Annotated in this window: 10 protein-coding genes; 4 read left to right on the top strand and 6 right to left on the bottom strand. The window is 72.4% G+C overall.

From position 1 onward, the window contains the following. Positions 1–8 precede the first annotated feature (8 nt). Complete coding sequence (locus NQZ70_RS13885) at positions 9–605, top strand: hypothetical protein (RefSeq protein WP_129574634.1); 597 nt, start codon at positions 9–11, stop codon at positions 603–605. A 187-nt stretch (positions 606–792) separates the two neighbouring features. Here the strand turns inward: NQZ70_RS13885 and NQZ70_RS13880 are convergent, their stop codons facing one another. From NQZ70_RS13880 to NQZ70_RS13865, 4 genes are all read right to left on the bottom strand, one after another. Beyond that, positions 793–3681 (bottom strand): hypothetical protein, encoded by a 2889-nt coding sequence (locus NQZ70_RS13880; protein WP_207217837.1) that lies wholly within the window; start codon positions 3679–3681, stop codon positions 793–795. A 235-nt stretch (positions 3682–3916) separates the two neighbouring features. Continuing rightward, a complete protein-coding gene (locus NQZ70_RS13875) occupies positions 3917–5299 on the bottom strand; it encodes a hypothetical protein (RefSeq protein ID WP_129574633.1) in 1383 nt (460 codons plus the stop codon). 142 nt (positions 5300–5441) lie between these two features. Continuing rightward, the gene (locus NQZ70_RS13870; RefSeq protein ID WP_129574632.1) at positions 5442–5942 is read right to left on the bottom strand and encodes a DUF6691 family protein; all 501 of its coding nucleotides are present in this window, start codon (positions 5940–5942) and stop codon (positions 5442–5444) included. Beyond that, on the bottom strand, positions 5939–6373 hold the full coding sequence (locus tag NQZ70_RS13865) for a YeeE/YedE family protein (protein WP_129574631.1): 435 nt from the start codon (positions 6371–6373) through the stop codon (positions 5939–5941). The genes NQZ70_RS13870 and NQZ70_RS13865 overlap by 4 nt, the downstream gene beginning before the upstream one ends. Positions 6374–6668: 295 nt before the next feature. On the opposite strand from NQZ70_RS13865, the gene NQZ70_RS13860 reads away from it, so the two are divergent. Together NQZ70_RS13860 and NQZ70_RS13855 are read left to right on the top strand one after the other, a co-directional pair. Continuing rightward, positions 6669–8411 (top strand): serine/threonine-protein kinase, encoded by a 1743-nt coding sequence (locus NQZ70_RS13860; RefSeq protein WP_129581340.1) that lies wholly within the window; start codon positions 6669–6671, stop codon positions 8409–8411. 4 nt (positions 8412–8415) lie between these two features. Continuing rightward, positions 8416–11331, top strand: a complete 2916-nt coding sequence (locus tag NQZ70_RS13855) for a TonB-dependent receptor domain-containing protein (RefSeq protein WP_129574630.1) — start codon at positions 8416–8418, stop codon at positions 11329–11331. Between the two features lie 100 nt (positions 11332–11431). Here NQZ70_RS13855 and NQZ70_RS13850 read toward each other — a convergent pair whose 3' ends face one another. Further along, positions 11432–12010 carry a TetR/AcrR family transcriptional regulator gene (locus NQZ70_RS13850; protein WP_129581339.1) on the bottom strand — a complete coding sequence of 193 codons (579 nt, stop codon included), beginning with the start codon at positions 12008–12010 and terminating at the stop codon, positions 11432–11434. A gap of 96 nt (positions 12011–12106) precedes the next feature. Here NQZ70_RS13850 and NQZ70_RS13845 point away from each other — a divergent pair, with 96 nt between their 5' ends. After that, positions 12107–13063 (top strand): NADP-dependent oxidoreductase, encoded by a 957-nt coding sequence (locus NQZ70_RS13845; RefSeq protein WP_129574629.1) that lies wholly within the window; start codon positions 12107–12109, stop codon positions 13061–13063. Between the two features lie 350 nt (positions 13064–13413). On the opposite strand, the gene NQZ70_RS13840 is transcribed toward NQZ70_RS13845, so the two are convergent. Next, positions 13414–14979, bottom strand: coding sequence for a hypothetical protein (locus NQZ70_RS13840; protein ID WP_129574628.1), 1566 nt, complete (start codon positions 14977–14979; stop codon positions 13414–13416). Positions 14980–15036: the final 57 nt, after the last annotated feature.

Raw genomic sequence — 15036 nt, 5'->3', positions numbered from 1 at the left:
AGGGAAACATGGTGGATGCAATCGAAGCGGCCGATCCCGAGGGCGCCGAGCCCGCGGCGATCGAAGGCCCCTACCTCCTGAATCTCGACCATGAGACCTGGGACGCGCACCTCGATCGTGCGGCCAGCTGGCTCGCCCATGTCATCACGGCGCAGGCGGCCTTCCGCAATGCCCTGGAGATCGCCGTCCCCAAGGTCGAGGAGCCCAACATCCGCCAGTTCCTCTCGGAGATCCTCGACCGCGCGCGGCGGCACGAGGAGGTGGCCCACCGCCTTCCCCGCACCATCGGCCGCGAGGTGGCGGACGGGACGCGCGGCCTCGCGGGCGTCGCGATGGACGTGGCACGCAAGGCGCTCGACGCCATCGAGGGCGTCGCGGGGGGCGCCAAGGGCAACTGGAAGGACCTCCACCACCTCCTCATGCTCAACCTCGACGCCATGGGCGCCTTCGCCATCGCCGAGCAGCTGGGCCTCGCCCTCGCCCATCACGAGCTGCGCGACCTCGCCTTCGAGGTGGAGGCCGAGAAGTCCACCGACCAGCTCATCCTCAAGGAGCTGATGCTGGAGATGGCGGCGGTCTCGATCCTCTACGGCGAGCGGGTCTGAGGCGGGGCCGCGCCTCGCTGGGGGGCTCCTCGGCCGGCGCGGACGGCCGCGCGCCGCGGCGCTGGTCGACCCGTGGCAGGCGCGGTGAGGGCGTCGCTTCTCGCCGCGGAGGAGGCGCCGCGGCACCGGCGCTCCACGGCGCCTTCGCGTGAAGGCCGGCCCGGCGCAGGGCGCGCGGCGCAGGAGCTCAGCGCCCGCCGAGCAGCCGCCCGCGCACATCGAGGATGCCCGTGGGCCCGCGTCGCGTGTAGGTCACGAACGCGTTCCCCGGACCGCAGGTGCTGATGCGTGGCCACCCTTCCGTGTCCGGATCCGCGGAGACGGTGAACAACGCCGGCGCCTCCTCGCTGCCCAGGATCTCGGCGCCGAGCACATCGAGCCCGTCCGCGCCGGCGTTCGCCCACACCGCCACGGAGCGCGCGCCGTCCGAGGCGATGGCCGGGTTTGTCTCGCTCCAGGTCCTGGGCGTCCGGTTGATCAGGGCGAGCAAGGCGCCGCCGGGCTGAAGCACGGTCCCGTCGGAGCTGATCTCGGTCGCGTAGAGGCCGATCTTATCGGTGTTCTCTTCCTCCCAGACGAGCAGGCTGCCGGTGCCGTGCCGCGTGATGGCCGGAACGGCCGGCGCCGTCGACATAGCGTCCTGATGCGAGATGCGGAAGCCCGTGGGATCCAGCCATTCCCCTGACGGGCGCACCCGAGCTCCGTAGAGCGTACCGACAGGCCCGTGCTCGTTCCAGCTGTCGTACGCGGTCCACGTGAGCAGGTAATTCACGCCGTCGAAGCCGAGGGAAATGGAGCGTCCGCCGATCTCCGGAGGGCTTGCCGGCAGCAGCTCGGGCACGCCTGCCTGATCCAGACGGACGAGCTCGACCTCGCCTAGCTCGTTCATCGTCGCGATCATGACGCCGTGCCCGTCCGAGGCGACGCTCATGTTGTCGTGCACGGGCCTGCCTTCCGATTCCGACTCTGGCAGCGGGATCGGGGCGTTATCCAGGACCACGCCCCCGGGGCTCAGCCTGACCGCATAGGCCTGGCTGGAACCGCAGCAGTCCCATATCGTCCAGATGATCACGGTGTTTCGACCATCGAAGACCGGGCGCGGCACAGCGTCGGTCCAGCCCACCGCGTTGGCCACGAAGATGCCCGCAGGATCGAGCAGATCCCCCGACGGGCTGACGCGGGCCGCGTAGATGCTGCGATCCTTGTTGCGCTGGTCCGACCAGACGACGACGTAGTTCTGCCCGTCGAAGGTCACGGCCGGCGTGAACTGGTTCGCCGGGGAGATGGCGACGGGCACCGGGCCGGACGCGTCGTGCGGAGCCCCGTGCAGCGCCACGCCGAAGATGTCCCAGGTCGACGACCCGTCGAGCCACCAGGACGCCTGCGTCCAGGCCACGAAGGCGCCGTCGGGACCTGCCGCGATGGCTGGGTCGGTGTACATGGGCGAGTCGGAAGCCAGGACCACGCCCCCGGGATCGAGCACCGCGCCGGTGGTGCGGCTCACCCGGGCTGCGCGGAGGTCGACCGTGCTGGAGGCATCATCCTCGCTGGGCGTCGCCCAGACGACGACGAGATCATCGCCGTTGGCGGCGGCCGCAACGTTGGTGTCGCTCCCGCTCTCGCCCGCGTGGACCAAGAGCCCCCCGGGATCGAGCACTTCGCCGCCGATCGTCACGCGCGTCGCGCGCACGCCCTCGCCTTTCCACACGATCCAGTACTGCTCGCCGTCGAAGGTCGCGACCGGCTGCCATTCGCCGCCGATCGCGACCGGGGCGCCGCCGGGATCGAGCACCGCGCCCTCGGCGCTGATGCGCGTGGCGAGGAGCACGCCGTCATTCTCCCAGGCGAGGAGCGCGCTCGTGCCATCGGTCGCGAGAGCCACGCGGCCATCCGAGGGCCAAGGGAGCGAGCCGAGCGAGGTCGAGCCGACCGAGACGCCGCCTGGATCGAGGACGTCGCCGGAAGGCGAGATGCGGGCGAACCGGACGTCATCGCCATCCGCAGTCCAGGCCACCACGGTCGTTGCTCCGAGCGAGACTGCAGTGGGCCAGGAGTCGGGCTGGTCGGCGCTGCTGATGACGAAGCCGCCGGGATCGAGCACCACGCCGTCGGGGCTGATCCGGGCGGCGCGGATGTCGCTCGCCGGGGACGGCGCTCCCCAACCTCGGGTGTCATCGGCCCAGGCGACGACGTAATGGGTCCCATTGAACGTGACGGTCGGTACGCCCTCGTCGCTGGGCCCGGCGGCGATGACCAACGGCTCGGGGTCCAGGACCGTGCCATCAGGCGCGATGCGCGCGGCGAGAAGGTCGGTTCCGTATCTGTCCCAAGGCTCGTCGGCCCAGACGAGCAGGAAGTTGATCCCGTCCGAGGCCAGCGCCGGGGTGAGCTCCATCCCGGCGCGCGGCGTAGTGGCAGGAAGGTTGATGTCCAGCTCGGGGAGAACCGCGCCCGCGCTCAGCTCAGGGCAGGGATCGTGCGGCGCCCCGCCGCCGCCGGAAGCATCGCCGCCGCCGCTGGAGCTGGAGGTGCCGCCGCCGCCACCGGAGGTGCCGCCGCCGCCGGAAGCGTCGCCGCCGTCACCGGAGGTGCCGCCGCCGCCGGAAGCGTCGCCGCCGCCACCGGAGGTGCCGCCGCCGCCGGAAGCGTCGCCGCCGTCACCGGAGGTGCCGCCGCCGCCGGAAGCGTCGCCGCCGCCACCGGAGGTGCCGCCGCCGCCGGAAGCGTCGCCGCCGCCGCCCGAGGTGCCGCCGCCGCCGGAAGCGTCGCCGCCGCCGCCCGAGGTGCCGCCGCCGCCACCGGAGGTGCCGCCGCCACCGGAAGCGTCGCCGCCGCCAGAGGTTCCGCCGGAGATCTGGCCACCGCCACCCGAGGTTCCGCCGCCGCCAGCGGCAGCATCGGACGCGTCGGTCGGCTCGCCCGCGGAACAGGCGATGAGCAGCGCTGTCGCGGCGCAGAGCCGGGCGAGGGGTGAGGAATCATCAGAAAAGGTGCGCCAAGAGAGGACCGACCGAGAGCGCGCAGGACATGGCACAGTGGCCGCGTTGCAGCGTGGATGAAGCGAAAGCTTGTTCATGAAACCTCTTGAAGAGCCGCTTTGGTAGACTCACCGCAGAGCGCGAAGAGCCATCCAGGTTCCAAGATTTCAGCAACTGCGTCATGTCGATATAGCGTCGTTTCTCCAAGCTGACCAGATCGCCTAGAGAATCTTCTGTCAGCTGAGAGGTCAGGAAGGCGGCGCCTGCCGCAAGCGACGGCCTGCGACAAGATCTTCGCCGCGGTCGCCGGCGTCGGCGCCGGCTGCAGCGCGCTCAGAGCAGGCGCACCCGGATCGCGTGCGGGTCGGCCCGCTGCACGCCGCCAGCGTCGATGTTGGTGATCGGCGTGATGCGCTTGAGCTTGCCGCGCTTCCCGCCGCGGGTGACCTGGACGACGCCGACCCCGGGCGTGCTGCCCACCGACGCGTGCGGATCGCCGCTCAGCGGCGTCGGGCCGCGCAGGGTCACGAAGATGCGGTTGCCCGAGGGCGAGAGGTCCATGAGGTCCGGCGCAGGATCGCTCGACAGCGGGCCCTTCAGGTCGACCGTGGCCACGTGCGCGTTGGTGTTGACGTTGAAGACCTCGGCCACGCCCTGGATCCGGTCCAGCACCCAAATGGTGCGGCCGCGCTTCGTCAGCAGCATGCCATGGGCGTCGCGGTCCGGGGAGCCGTCGGTGAACACCACCTGGGGCGGCGGGGTGTTGACCGGGTTCGTCGGCGCATAACCGGAGAGCGGGAATCGGTACACGTCGAACTGATCGAGGTTCGCCGCCGTCCCCCCGCCGGAGTTGATGAACATCGCGCCGCCGGCCTCGACGCCGCCGCACCCGTTCCCGTGCACGGCGCCGACGTCGTACTCGCCCACGATCTGGATCGGCGTCGCCGCGGGGTCGACGACGAACAGGCCCCCTCCGCGCAGCGTGATGAAGCCGTGGGCGCCCGCTCCGTCGATGATGGGGCAAATGGGCGCGTTGTCGGGCCGGATGCCCGGGAACTGGCAGGGATCGCCGCTCGGCGCGACGCACGTGGCCAGGTTGAGCTTCGCGGCGGGGTCCCACGCGAAGGTGCCCGCGGCGTAATCGGTCGAGATGCGCTCGAGCAGCTTGCCGTTCTGGTTGGCCACCAGGATGTACGAGTCGTCCGGCGCCGGCACCGCGGCGTGCGCCTGCCGCGCCCCGTCCGCGCCCGCCGACGCGCGGAGGCACGCGACCGGCGCGCGGGTCGCGGCGTCGAAGATCACGACGTGGCCGCTCGCCACGAAGGACAGCACCGCGTGGGTGCGCGCGGCGTTGAAGAAGATCATGTGCGGCCGGACCGGATTGGCGCCGGTCTGGTCGAAGCACAGCGACGCGGTGTCGCCCCCGAGGTCGATGACCTCCGCGACGGCCGGCGTGACCCCGCGACCGGTCGAGAGCGCCTGGCCATCGTAAATGTAGAGCGTGCCGCCGTACGTCAGCCCGTTCGTGTCGGACTGGTCGATGGCCCAGACCTCGAAGGGCTGCTCGTCGATCGCCGCCTCGAGGGCCGCCTCGGTGTCGGTCTCGGCGGCGGCCTCGGTGGACTCGAGCTCGGTCGGGCCGACCTGCTCGGCGCAGGCGGATAACAGACAAAGGGAAACCGTCGCCCCCAGAAAGGGGCCGAGTGAAAGCTTCATGGCTCGCTCTCCCAGCGTTGGCAAAGGCCGATGGCGCTCGTCCACCAGCCCGCGGCGGACCGCGGCCAGCATCGACGAGCATTGGGAGAGGAGCATTACATCGCGGGAGCGTTCGCCGCAAGACACATTGCCTGGAGCGGGGTCACGGGTCGCGCGTCGTCCGGCCCGTCGTCCCCGCCGTCCCCGCGTCCGCCGGCGCGCTCCTCGGTGCGGCGGCGACATGCGCGATCGCCATCCCGGCCGCCATGGCCAGGACGAACGCGAGGACGGCGCCGGAGCCGCTCGCGAGCGAGACGAGCGCCGGCCCGGGGCAATAGCCGGCGAGCCCCCAGCCGACGCCGAAGAGCGCGGCGCCGCCGAGCAGGCGCGCGTCGACCCCGGTGCGGGTCGGCAGGGACAGGCGATCGGCGAAGAGGGGAAAGCGCGGGGCGCCCTCCGAGGCGGCGCGCTGCTGCCGGCGAAGGGCGCGATAGGCGAGGAGGTGCACCGAGATCGCGCCCGCCATCACGAACGCGAGGCTCGGGTCCCAGCCGCCGGCGACGTCGAGGAAGCCGACGACCCTGGACGGCTGCGTCATGCCGGAGACGCCGAGCCCCACGGCGAACAGCGCGCCAGCGAGCAGCGCGAGCGCGTTCTGCTTCACCGCGCCGCTCCGAGCCCATGAAGGCTGACGTAAACGGTGACGGCCGCGGTCGCCATGAACGTCATGGTGGCGACGAGCGAGCGGAGCGACAGGCGGCTGAGGCCGCAGACGCCATGGCCGCTCGTGCACCCGTTGCCGAGCCGCGCGCCGAGGCCGACGAGCAGCCCCGCGGCGACCAGGAGGCCGAGCGAGCGGCCGTCGCCCGCCGGCGGAAAGGCGGCGGGATGCGCGGCGGCGAGCGCGAGGCCGCCGAGGAGCAGGCCCACGACGAACGCCGCGCGCCAGGCGGTGTCGCCCCGCTCGCGGAAGAGGAGCCCTCCGAAGATGCCGCTGATGCCGGCGACCCTCCCGTTGAACAAGAGGAGAAGCGACGCGCTGAGGCCGATGAGGGCCCCGCCGACGAGCGGGCCAGTCACGGTGAATTCATACACGATGAGACCTCGTGGGGTGACTCGTGGGGTGAGCGGCCGACAGCATAGCAACGCGCGGCGCCCGTCCTCCAGGCGAAGCCAGGCCCGGCGCTCCCGGCCGCGCGGACATGCCGAGATCCGGATCGTCGCCGGCCCCCCCGAGCGCGTCGGACACCGCAGGTGGGGCTGGGAGCGGGCGTATCGCACACGGCGCCGGCGCGGCCGGCGCGGGTGGCGTCGAGGGCGAGGATTCTGCCGGGGCCCGGGGGTGCTGGTGTATACTCATCGGCCGATGGCCCAAGCAGGCTGGGAAGCGGTGGAACCGGCTCCGTCGCGCAGGATTCCCCGGGTCGGGGACATCATCGGCGGCAAGTACCGCGTGGAGCGGGTGCTCGGCCGCGGCGGCATGGGGCTCGTCGTCTCGGCGCACCACGTCTCGCTCCGCCACCGCGTCGCGCTGAAGTTCCTGCTCCCCGAGGGGCGCACCACGCCGGGCGCGCTCGAGCGCTTCTTCCGCGAGGCGCAGGCCGCGGCGGCCATCGCCAGCGAGCACATCGCGCGCGTCATCGACGTGGGGCAGACCGACGAGGAGCTGCCCTACTTCGTGATGGAGCACCTGAGTGGCATCGATCTGGAGGCGCTCGTGGAGACGCGGGGCCCGCTGCCGGTCGAGCAGGCGGTGAGCTACGTGATCGAGGCGTGCGACGCCCTCGCCGAGGCGCACGCGCTCGGGATCGTCCACCGCGACCTCAAGCCGGGCAACCTGTTCCTGGCGAGCCGCGCGGACGGCTCGACCCTGATCAAGGTGCTCGATTTCGGCATCTCGAAGGCGTCGGAGGCGGGCGCGCTCGGCCTGAACGCCAAGCTGACCACCTCGTCCGTGGTGCTCGGCTCTCCCCGCTACATGTCGCCGGAGCACATCCGCAACACCCGGACCGTGGACGCCCGCAGCGACATCTGGGCGCTCGGCATGACGCTCTACCAGCTCCTGACCGGGCGGCTGCCGTTCGAGAACGATGCCGTCTCGGCGCTGTTCGTGAGCATCGTCACGGACCCGCCCGTGCCGCCGCGCGCGCATCGGCCCGAGATCCCGGTCGAGCTCGAGTACATCCTCCTGATGTGCCTCGAGAAGAACCCGGCGCACCGCCCGCAGACGGTCGCCGAGCTGGTGTCGCTGCTCGAGCCGCTGGCGTCGGAGCGCGCGCGCCTGACGGCGGCGCGCATCCTGCGCAGGGCCATGGGGAACGAGACCGTGGATGCGCCGCCGGCGCCGGACCGCCCGAGGGTGGTCGACGAGGACGCCCCGACCCTGACCGGGTCGCGCAGCGTTGCGCCGGGGACGTGGTGCGTCGCGGCCGAGCGGGCGCAGGGGTCGGCGCCGCCCACGCAGCCGTCCGCGGCCGACCCGCCGCCCGCGGCGATCGCGGCGTCCGTGCCGCCCATGGCGGGCCCGTCGCCCGCGGAGACGATCGCGGCGTCCGTGCCGCCCGCGGCGGGCCCGTCGCCCGCGGCGTCCGTGCCGCCCCCCGGCGCCGCGTCGACCGCGATGGCGCCGCACCTCGGCGAGCCCCTGGCTCCGGCGGCGGCGCCGTCCGAGCGGCACGAGCGCGATCCCGCGGGGGACGCCCGCGGGCGCCGCGGCCGGCGCAGCGCGGCCTTGCCCGCGGCGGCGCTCGCCGTGCTGCTCGGGGGCGCGGCGGCGCTCGCGTGGCTGGGGCGCGGGGCAACGCAGGTCGCGGGCGCGCCGCCCGCCGGCGAGGCGGCCTCGCGGGACGCGCCGGGGCGGGACGCGCCGGCGGCGATGCCCGCGGCGGACGAGGCGCCCGAGGCCTCGCCCCTCCCGCCGTCCGCGATCCTCGCGCCCCCTGCGGCGGCCGTGGCCGCCGCGGCGAGCGGGTTCGCTGCGGCCGGCGCCGCGCTCGCGCCGTCGAGCTCGGCGCGGCCCGCGCGCCCGCGCGCCGTGCTCGCGCCGCCAGCGGCGCCCACGGCCGGCGGCGAGCCCGCGGCCGGCGGCGAGGCGCCGGCGACGAGGGCGGTGCGCCTGCGCGAGCACCGCTAGCGTCATGCCGAGCGCGCCCTCGAGCACGCGCGCGCGCTCTCGGCGGCGCGCTCGCTGGTCTTGCCTCGCGGCGCTGCCCCTCCTCGCGGGCGCGCTGCTCCACGCCCCCGCCGCCCGCGCCGACGGCGAGGGCCAGGCCGACGAGGCCGACCTCCACTTCGAGCTCGGCCGCGACAGCTACAAGAAGGGGCAGTTCCGCGCGGCCCTCGAGCATTTCCTCGCGTCCAACCGGCTCGTGCCGAACCGCAACGTCGTCTTCAACATCGCGCTCACCTACGAGGAGCTGGGCCGCTTCGCCGACGCGCACCGGTACTACGACGACGCGCTCGAGGGCGAGACCGACCCGGAGATCGTCGCCGAGGCGCGGGCCGCGCTCGAGCGGATCGCGCCGCGCGTCGCCGCGCTGCAGATCGTCACGTCGCCGCCGGGGGCCACGATCTACGTCGATCGGAGGGACCTCGGCGCCCGCGGCACGGCGCCGCGCCGGCTCGCCCTGGCCGAGGGCCGCTACCGGATCCTCGTCGAGCTCGCGGGCTACGAGCCCGTGGCGGTCGAGGACACCGCGGTGAAGCTCGGCCAGACCAAGGAGGTGCTCATCGTGCTCCGCCGCATCGTGGGCACGGTCCGGGTGGACGTGCGCGGCGCGAGCGAGGCCACGGTCCACGTCGACAACGAGGGCGCGCCGCCCGCCTGCGCCGCGCCCTGCGATCTCGACCTGCCGCCGGGCCGCCACGTGCTCTATTTCTCGCGCGCCGGCTACCAGGCGGCGCCGCAGCCGCTGACCGTCGCCGCGCACGAGACCGTGCCGATCACGGCGACGCTCAGCCCGCTCACGGGCTCGATCCTCGTGCGCGCCAGCGAGCCCGACGCCCTGGTCGAGATCGACGGCCGGCCGATGGGCTTCACGCCGTCCGTGATCCAGGGCGTCCCCGTGGGCCGGCGCCGGGTGCGCGTCAGCCTGCGCGGCTTCGCGCCGGTCGAGCGGACGATCGAGGTCGCGGCCGGCCAGCAGGCGGCGCTGCGCGATCTCGCGCTGGAGCCGATCCGCGAGGTGTCGTCGGCCTCGCGCGTCCTCGAGCGGGTGGAGGACGCGCCCGCCTCCATCAGCGTCATCGAGCAGCAGGAGCTGCGCGCCTTCGGGTACCCGACCATCGCCGAGGCGCTGCGCGGCACGCGCGGCGTCTACCTCTCGAACGACCACGTGGTCTACTCGGCCGGGATCCGCGGGCTCGGCGAGCCGCTCGACTACGGCAACCGGCTCCTCGTCCTCTCGGACGGGCACTCGACGAACGACAACGTCCTCAACGCCTCGTTCGTGGGCTCGGACGCGCGCGACGACCTCCACGACGTGGACCACATCGAGGTCGTCCGCGGCCCGGGCTCGCTGCTCTACGGCACGGGCGCCCTCTCCGGCATCGTCAACCTCGTGCTGCGCGGCCGCGACGAGCCCACGGGCGCGCACGCGGCGGCCGGCACCTACTACGACGGCGTGGGCCACGCGCGCGCCGGGTTCCACTACAATGCTGGGCCGGACGCGGGCGTGCGGGCCAGCGTCACCGGCGCCCGCTCCGACGGGCTCGACGTGCCGGTCGCCCTGCGGGACCCCCGGGGCGGCCCGCCCGTGCCGATCGCCGAGCGCGCCGAGAGCTTCCGGGCCGGCGGCGCTTCCGGGCGCGCCTGGTACGGGCCGTTCACGGCGCAGTGGATGTACCACACGCGCGAGCAGCGCATTCCGACCGGCTACGTGGGCACGCGGCTCAACGACCTGGGGACGAGCTACGACGACACGCACATGATGGCCGAGGTGCGCTACGAGCCGCGGCCCGCGCCCGACCTGCAGTTCATGGCGCGCGGCCACGTGAACCGCTTCGTCTGGCGCGGGGTCTACCGGTTCGACGAGGCGACGATCTTCGAGCAGCAGCACGGCACCTGGCTGGGCGCCGAGCTCCGGGCGGCGTGGACGCCGCTCGCCGGGCTCCGGGTCACCGGGGGCGGCGAGGTGCAGGGGCACCCCGAGGCGACGCTGCGCGGCGTCTTCGCGGACGGGCGCGTCCGCACGAAGCGCGAGCCGTTCGGCTTCGGCGCCGGCTACCTCATCGTCGACGGCTCGCCCGCACCCTGGGTGCGCTTCTCGGCGGGCGCGCGCCTGGACGTCTACAGCACGTTCGGGCCCATCTTCGTGCCGCGCGCCGCGGTCATCTTCCGGCCCGCGCCCGGAGGCGTGCTGAAGATCATGGGCGGGAGCGCCTTCCGCGCGCCGAGCGTCTCCGAGCAGTACTACGAGGACGGCGAGACGCAGGTGCCCGCCGTCGACCCCACGGCAGGCCTCACGCTCGAGCCGGAGTCCCTCCATTCCGCCGAGGTCGAGTACGCGCAGCGCATCGGCGACGCCTGGATCGCGCTCGGCGCCGTCCACGCGAGCCTGCTGTCGGACCGGATCTCCCTCGAGGACCACGGCGGGCTGCTGCGCTACGCGAACAGCGAGCGCGACGCGTTCGTCGTGGGGGGCGACGTCGAGCTCCGCCGCGAGTGGCGGCAGGGCTGGATGCTCTCGGCGATGTACGGCTACCAGCGCGCCCAGCAAGGGGGCGGAGGGCGGCTCATCAACGCCCCGGAGCACCTCGCGTCGTTCCGCGGCGTCGTCCCGGTGGTGGAGCGGCTCGCCGCCGCCGCGCTGCGGATCAACCTGGACGCGCCCCGGCGGATCTCCCGCAGCGCGGGCGGCGAGACCCGGGGCGCCGTCGTCGCGGATCTCACGTTGTCCGGCGAGCTCCAGCGCTTTCACACGCGCTACGTGCTCGGCCTCTACAACGCGATGGACACGCGGTACGACTACCCGGCCGCGGAGACCTACCTCTCGTCCACGAGCCGGCAGAACGGCAGGACGTTCCTCGCCGAGATCACGGTCAGCTATCCGTAGCTCAGCCCGTCGGGAAGCCCGCCAGAGAGACCGGCCGGATGCGAGTTCGCGCGGAACCCCATTGGACCTCTTGTTCTCCTAGCAGGCAGCAGCGTTGCCGTTACCGGCGGACTGGAGGCCGCAGTCCATCCATGAGGAGGTCCAACAGGCGACTGGCAAGAGCTTCTCGCTGGGGCTTGGGGGCCACCGTGAAGATGCCGACGAGGCTCGCGGCGATGTCTTCGGCGGTGACGTCTCGGCGGAGGTCATCCACCGCGCGGCCGGCGTCGAGGATCGTGGTGATGGCCGCGAGCAGCTCGATCCGGGTCTGGTCGTGGGCGATCTCGCCGGTCTCGATCATCGCCAGCAGCGTGTCGAGCATGCCGTTCTTTGTCGCGATCCAGTCGCCGAACAGGTCCATCCAGCGCCGCATCGCCACGGCCGGCGGCAGTTGGTCGAGCAGCTCGCGGGCGCCGGTCGTCAGCCGCACGACCTGGCTCCGGTAGACCGCATCGACCAGCGACTCTCTGGTGGGGAAGTGCCGGTAGAGCGTGGCGATGCCGACCCCGGCCTCGCGGGCGATCGCACGCATCGACGGCTCGGTGTCACCCGACGCGAACACGCGGGTCGCCACCGCGAGCAACTGATCGCGGTTACGGGTTGCGTCCGCCCGTGGTGCGCGGCTCTCCGCCTCCGTCAAAACGGAGCGCGCTCCGTTTTTTGTGTTGCGGTCATCCATGGAAACGGAGCATAGTCCGTTTCAGTGCGTTCCGTCGTTCCAGGGGGACAGGAGAGCATGCAAAAACTGAGCGATCAGCCATCGACGAGCAGGAGCCGGGCGGTCCGGCTCGATTCCTTCGGCGGCCCCGAAGTCCTGGAGATCCGTGAGGTTTCAGCTCCGCAGACCGGACCGGGACAGGTCCGTGTTCGGGTCACCGCGGCCGGGCTGAACCCGATGGACTGGTTCATGACCGCTGATGCGGACACCGCCGTCCGGTTCGGCTTGAGCCTGCCGGCCGGGTTCGGGACCGACTACGCGGGAGTCGTCGACCAGGTCGGTGACGGGGTGATCGGCTTCGCACCTGGCGACCGGGTGTTCGGCGGCGCCCTGTCCCGCGCGATCGCCGACTTCGTGGTGGTCGACGCGACCGGGGGCATCGCGGCGAACGAGGCCCATCACACCCCCGACGGCGTCGACGACCGCACCGCCGCCACCCTCACGATCGCCGGACGCACGGCATCCGCCGCCCTGGCCGTGGTCGAGCTTGGGCCGGACGACACCGTGCTGATCGGCGGCGCGGCGGGCGGAGTCGGGGTATTCGTCGTCCAGATGGCCCGGATCGCAGGGGCGCGCGTGATCGGGACGGGATCGGCGACATCGGCCGATTTCCTGCGCGCTCTCGGAGCCGAGCCGGTCGCCTACGGCGACGGCCTGGCGGACCGGGTCCGTGCCCTCGCTTCCCGCGGTATCACCGCTGCGATCGACCTTTATGGAACGGAGACAGCGCACGCCGCGAGGGCGCTCGGCGTCCCTGACACGCGCATCACGACCATCGCCGCCCAGGTCGACGGGATCACACCAGCCAACGGCGCCAGCGCCGCCCCCGGCGCCCTGGAAAAGCTCGCTCGCCTGATGGCGACCGGCCGACTCCGGGTCCCCATCGCCGCGAGCTTCCCGGTCGAGCAGATCCGCGCCGCGGTCGAGCTCCAGGCCGGCCGGCACGTGAAGGGCAAGGTCGTCATCGACCTCTAGGAAAACGGCCTGCTCCTCTCCCCCGTCGCCTCAGCCGCGGTACGTCGCCATTCGCGAAGCCGAGGACGAGGGGCCGACGAAATGCTTCCTGCGTTGCCGAGGATGAGGGGGGCCAGGACCCGCTTCGCAGTAGCAACGCAGCAGCGCCTCCCTCGCCGCGACTCGGTGCGCACCGGCGCGCGTCGCGGCGTGCAAGGTGAAGCCATCGAGCGGCTGAAGTCCTCGCAGTCCGCATCGGTGTAGAGGTCGATCCCCTTGTCGGTGGCGTTGAAATCGGTGCGAGGCGGGCCGGGCGAGAGCTCCATGGGCGGGCTCGGGGGGCGCACACGCATCAGGGCGCGATCGCCCGGTCAGGGCGCGAACTCGGCCACGAAGATGTCCGATCGGTTGCGGTCCCCGACCAGGGTGCTGCCCGAGATGTCGAGGGTTCCAGAGTAATTTCCGGCGACGATCAGCTCGCCGAGCCGGGACGCGCCGATCCTCAGCTCGCGTCCTACATCTCCTCGCCCGTCGCTCACACGTGAAGAGGAGCGCAACGAGCCCGCTTCGTCGTACTGCACGATCGCATAGGTGTAGCCGCTCGTGGGGCCAAGGATCGGTCCATCCCCGAAGTCGATGTGCTCGCCGTACCGGATCGCAACGGACACGTTTCCGGCAACGTCCACGGCCAGCGTGGGCGGCGGATCGGCGGCCAGCCCCGAGACGGGCAGGTTGCTCCAGCGGAGCGCCCCGGCTTGGTCGAACTTGGCGACGAATGGCGCCACGCCGGCCGTCGCGGCGCCGTACAGGGTCGTCCCGAAGAACACCCCCGTGACGATGACGTTGCCGCGATCGTCAATGCCGATATCGCTACCGACCTCGCCCTGCGTGAGCTCCGTCATCACGTTCCACCGGCAGCCGCCGTTTTCGTCGAGGCTCGCGACGAACGAGCCTGCGTCGGAGCTGGCCGTCGTGCCTGCGAGCGGCCCGCAGCCGAAATCGTACGAGCCGGAGAACCAACCGGCGACCGCGATGTCCCCGCGGGGAGAGGCGGCGACGCTGAACACCTCGCCGAAGATGCCCGCCGTGAGCGTATGGGCCCAGATCGTCTTGCCGGTCGGGTCGAGCTTCAACACGTACGGGCTCGGAAAATTCCCGGGCGGAGCGACCGGGCCGGTGCCCAGATCGACGGTGCCAGAGAGGGTGCCGCCCAGGATGACGTTGCCCGCGTCATCCACCGCGAGGTGAGCCGCCCCGTCGAACCCGAGGCCGAAAGCCCTGCTCCAGACCGGGTGCCCGCGCTGGTCGAGCTTGATGACCGCCCAGTCGTGGGACCGGTCGCTCGCGGTGTGCAGCCCGACACCGAAGTCGACGCTGCCGGTGAAGGTCGCCACGACGAAGACATCGCCCGCGGCGTTGGTCGCCACCTCCCTGATCGACGTGGCTCCGATGAGGCTGCCGAACCCCCGGCTCCAGAGGCCGTTGCCGTCGTGGTCGAGCGTCGCGACGAAGCCGGAGTACACGCTTGGAACGTTGGTGATCGGACCCGCCCCGAGGTCGAAGGTCCCGGCGAAATTCCCTCCCAGCACGATGTTGCCCGCTCGGTTCACCGCGAGATCGGTCAGATCCTCGGTGCCAGCAATCTCGTCTTCGTCGTCCGACGACGGTGAGCCGAAGGATTTGGCCCAATGCTGCAGAGGATCCGAGGGGCGGCCCGTTCCAGGGCCGGTCTCCGGGAAGCCGCCCGCCGCGCCGGCCGCGTCATCGCCAGGCATGGACACCTTGCCACCGCAGCCGGTCAGCGACGAGAGCGCCGACAACCCCGACGCGAGCGCGAGGCACAGGGCAAGCGGGCCACGAGGAATACCTCTATGCATGACATGGACCCTTTCCAATTGTCTTCTGGAGGAACGTCCGGATCTCCAGACGACGGTCAATCTACACCGTGCGGGGCTGGCACGATAGACAGGCGCCCGCCGCGCCCATTGGAGCAC

The sequence above is a fragment of the Sorangium sp. So ce836 genome (assembly GCF_028553905.1).
GTDB classification, from domain to species: Bacteria; Myxococcota_A; Polyangia; order Polyangiales; family Polyangiaceae; genus Sorangium; species Sorangium cellulosum_D.
Note: the sequence above shows the minus strand (reverse complement) of the source record. Positions and strands in the feature narration are given on the sequence as shown.

What these genes read in the sequence shown, in the direction of transcription:
- NQZ70_RS13885 (WP_129574634.1), top strand. Translation starts at nt 9, where the DNA reads ATGGTGGATGCAATCGAAGCGGCCGATCCCGAGGGCGCCGAGCCCGCG.
- NQZ70_RS13845 (WP_129574629.1), top strand. Translation starts at nt 12,107, where the DNA reads ATGCAAAAACTGAGCGATCAGCCATCGACGAGCAGGAGCCGGGCGGTC.
- NQZ70_RS13855 (WP_129574630.1), top strand. Translation starts at nt 8,416, where the DNA reads ATGCCGAGCGCGCCCTCGAGCACGCGCGCGCGCTCTCGGCGGCGCGCT.
- NQZ70_RS13875 (WP_129574633.1), bottom strand. Translation starts at nt 5,299, where the DNA reads ATGAAGCTTTCACTCGGCCCCTTTCTGGGGGCGACGGTTTCCCTTTGT.
- NQZ70_RS13880 (WP_207217837.1), bottom strand. Translation starts at nt 3,681, where the DNA reads ATGAACAAGCTTTCGCTTCATCCACGCTGCAACGCGGCCACTGTGCCA.